At 69.9% G+C, this 3642-nt stretch carries 3 protein-coding genes; all 3 read right to left on the reverse strand.

All coding sequences use genetic code 11. From position 1 onward, the window contains the following. Positions 1–152: 152 nt before the first annotated feature. Positions 153–1757: a glycoside hydrolase family 13 protein gene (locus EAO71_RS26205; protein ID WP_147980285.1), complete on the reverse strand. Its 1605-nt coding sequence runs from the start codon at positions 1755–1757 to the stop codon at positions 153–155. A gap of 131 nt (positions 1758–1888) precedes the next feature. Then, on the reverse strand, positions 1889–2764 hold the full coding sequence (locus tag EAO71_RS26210) for a carbohydrate ABC transporter permease (protein WP_147980286.1): 876 nt from the start codon (positions 2762–2764) through the stop codon (positions 1889–1891). A gap of 16 nt (positions 2765–2780) precedes the next feature. Next, on the reverse strand, positions 2781–3642 hold an 862-nt coding region (locus tag EAO71_RS26215), incomplete at its 5' end, for a carbohydrate ABC transporter permease (protein ID WP_147980301.1).

Below are 3642 nucleotides of genomic sequence, written 5' to 3' on the forward strand. Positions count from 1 at the left end.
GCCCTGCTCACCCTCGCGCTGCCCGGATCCGTCTACGTCTACCAGGGCGAGGAACTCGGCCTGCCCGAGGCCGAGATCCCCCTCGACCGCATCCAGGACCCCATGCACGCCCGCTCGGGCGGCACCGATCCGGGGCGCGGCGGCGGCCGGGGTCAGGAGCGCAGCCACACCGCCGTGTCCGAGGGCAGCCGGCCGTCGGCGTCCAGCGCACCGCTGGCGAGCAGCAGTTCGCCGTGCGGCGGCAGGTCGGCGGGCGTCGCGGCGAGGTTGACGACGCAGACCAGGCCGTCGGTCCGGGTGAAGGCGAGGACACCGTCCGGGGCCGGCAGCCAGCTCAGCGGGCCGTCCCCGAACCCGGCGCCGGTGCGCCGGACGAGCAGGGCCTCGCGGTAGAGCGCGAGCATCGAGTCCGGATCGGTGTCCTGGCGGTCCACGGCGTACTCGGCCCAGTCCCCGGGCTGCGGCAGCCAGGGTTCGGTCGTCGCGCCGAATCCGTACCAGGGCGCCTCGGCGGACCAGGGCAGCGGGACCCGGCAGCCGTCGCGCCCCGGATCGGTGCCGCCCGAGCGGGCGTGCATGGGGTCCTGGATGCGGTCGAGGGGGATCTCGGCCTCGGGCAGGCCGAGTTCCTCGCCCTGGTAGACGTAGACGGATCCGGGCAGCGCGAGGGTGAGCAGGGCCGCGGCGCGGGCGCGGCGGGTGCCGAGCCCGAGGTCCGTGGGCGTGCCGTAGGTCTTCGTGGCGAAGTCGAAGCCGGTGTCGGTGCGGCCGTAGCGGGTGACGGTCCGGGTGACGTCGTGGTTGCACAGCACCCACGTGGCGGGGGCGCCGACCGGGGCGTGCTCGGCCAGGGTGTCGTCGATGGTCCGGCGCAGCCGGTCCGGGTCCCACGGGCAGGAGAGGAAGTTGAAGTTGAAGGCGGTGTGCAGCTCGTCGGGGCGCAGGTAGCGGGCGAAGCGCTCGGAGTCGGGGAGCCAGACCTCGCCGACGAACACCCCGCCGTACTCGTCGGCTATCGCGCGCCACGAGCGGTAGATGTCGTGGAGTTCGTCCTGGTCGATGTACGGGTGGGGGTCGACACCCTCCTCGAAGTCGGCCAGCGCCGGGTCCTTGGCGAGCAGGGCGGCGGAGTCGATCCGTACGCCGGCGACACCGCGCTCGAACCAGAAGCGCAGCACCTCCTCGTGTTCGCGTCGGACCGCCGGGTGGGCCCAGTTGAGGTCGGGCTGTTCGGGGGTGAAGAGGTGCAGGTACCACTCCCCGTCCTCGACGCGGGTCCAGGTCCGTCCGGAGAACTGGGAGGGCCAGTCGTTGGGCGGCAGTTCGCCGTGTTCGCCGCGGCCCGGCCGGAAGTGGAACAGTTCGCGCTCGGCGCTGCCGGGGCCGGCGTCCAGCGCCGCGCGGAACCAGGCGTGCTGGTCGGAGACGTGGTTCGGGACGATGTCGACGATCACCCGGACTCCGAGTCCGCGGGCCTCGGCGATGAGCTTCTCCGCCTCGGCCAGCGTGCCGAACGTGGGGTCGATGGTCCGGTAGTCGGCGACATCGTACCCGCCGTCGACCAGCGGGGAGAGGTACCACGGGGTGAACCAGACGGCGTCGACGCCCAGTTCGGCGAGGTAGGGCAGTCTCGCCCGGACTCCCGCGAGATCCCCGGTCCCGTCACCGTCACCGTCGGCGAAACTGCGGGGATACACCTGGTAGATGACGGCGTCGCGCCACCAGTCTTCGGTGCGGGACGAGTGAGGGGCTGCCACGTGACGGTCCTTTCGGGCAGGTCGGGGTTCTTCGCCGCCGGCCCGGTTGCTGCGGGGCATGGGACGGGCCGGCGGCGAAGGCTTCTGGGTGCGGTGCGGAGGCGGTGTCGGCTGCGGCGCGATGCGCCCGGTCAGCCCTTGAGACCGCCGGCGGTGAGACCGCTCATGATGTTGCGCTGGAAGACCAGGAAGATGAGCAGCGTCGGCAGCGAGGCGATGGTGAGGGCCGCGATCAGCACGTTCACCGGGACGCCGTTGGACAGCGAGTAGATGCCGACGTTGAGCGTCTGCTTCGTCGGGTCGGGCAGGGTGAGCATCGGCCAGAGGAAGTCCTTCCAGACGCCCACGACCGCGAAGATCGACACCACTCCCAGGATCGGCCGCGAGATGGGCAGCACGATCGACCACAGCGTGCGCATCGGGGACGCCCCGTCCATGGAGGCGGCGTCCAGGAGTTCCTTCGGGATGGAGTCGAAGAAGCGCTTGAGCAGGAAGATGTTGAAGGCGTTGGTGACCGAGGGCAGCCAGATCGCCCAGGGTGTGTTGAGCAGGTTGCGCTCCACGATCGGCACGTCGAGCACCGTCAGGTACTGGGGCACGACGAGGACGGTCGCGGGGATCATCAGGGTCGCGAGCATCATGCCGAGCACGGCCTTGCCGAGGACGGGCCGGAGCTTGGAGAGCGAGTAGGCGGCCGCGACGTCGAGGACGAGCTGGAAGGCCAGCGCCCCGAAGGCGTAGTAGAGGGTGTTGAACAGCAGGGTGGAGAGGTCCATGACCTCCCAGGCGCGGCTGTAGTTCTCCGGCGCGAACGATCCGGGCACCAGGGTCGGGGGTGTCTGGACGACTTCCTGGGTGTCCTTGAAGCCGCTGGACACCATCCAGTAGAGCGGGCCGAGGAACGCCAGGGTGAAGCCGCCGACGACCAGGGCGAAGACGGTCCAGTACACGGCCTTGCCGCGGGGGCGGGCGAGCTGCGCCGGTGAGACGAGTGTGCGTGTGGACATGCTGGTCTCCCCGGATCTACTCGTCCTCGGCGCGGCTGAGCCTGACGTACGCCGCCGAGAATCCGGCGAGGAGTACGAGCAGGAGCAGGCCGAGCGCCGCGGCGGCACCGTAGTTGTTGAAGTTGAAGGCGTACTGGTAGATGAGGTGGACGACGGTCGTGGTCGATCCCTCGGGGCCGGCGCCGCCCGTGAGCAGGAACGGTTCGACGAAGACCTGCATGGTGGCGATGATCTGCATGAGCAGCATCAGCGAGAGGATGAGGCGCGTCTGCGGGATGGTGACGTGCCAGATCTTGCGCAGGATGCCCGCGCCGTCGAGCTCGGCGGCCTCGTACAACTCCCCGGGGATGCCCTGGAGGGCGGCGAGGTAGATGAGCGCGGCGCCGCCCATGTTCATCCAGGTCGAGGCGATGACGACGGAGAGCATCGAGAGGTCGGGGTCCTGGAGCCACTGCTGCTCGGGCAGGTGGAGGAACCGGAGCAGTTCGTTGAGCAGGCCGTACCCGGGGTCGTAGAGGTACTTGAAGAGGAGGACCGAGGCGACCGGTGGCAGCATGACCGGCAGGTAGACGAGGAGCCGCAGGTAGCCCTTGCCGTGGTGGAACTCGTTGATGACCAGGGCGACGACGAACGGGACGGCGAAGCCGAAGACCAGTGCGAGCACCGTGAAGAGCAGGGTGTTGCGCCAGGCCTGCCAGAACGCCGGGTCGTTGAAGACGGTGGTGAGGTTGTCCAGTCCGACCCAGGTGGTCCGGCCGCCCTCGGTCTTCTGGAAGGCCAGGAAGAACTCCCTGACCATCGGGTACCAGGAGAAGACCGCGAAGCAGACGACCGCACCGATGAGGAATCCGTGCGCGGTGAGGTTGCGCCGCAGGCTC

Source organism: Streptomyces sp. MS191 (genome assembly GCF_008042125.1).
In the GTDB taxonomy this organism is placed as follows: domain Bacteria; phylum Actinomycetota; class Actinomycetes; order Streptomycetales; family Streptomycetaceae; genus Streptomyces.

Coding starts and splice junctions, on each gene's coding strand:
- EAO71_RS26210 (WP_147980286.1), bottom strand. CDS start 2,764: ATGTCCACACGCACACTCGTCTCACCGGCGCAGCTCGCCCGCCCCCGC.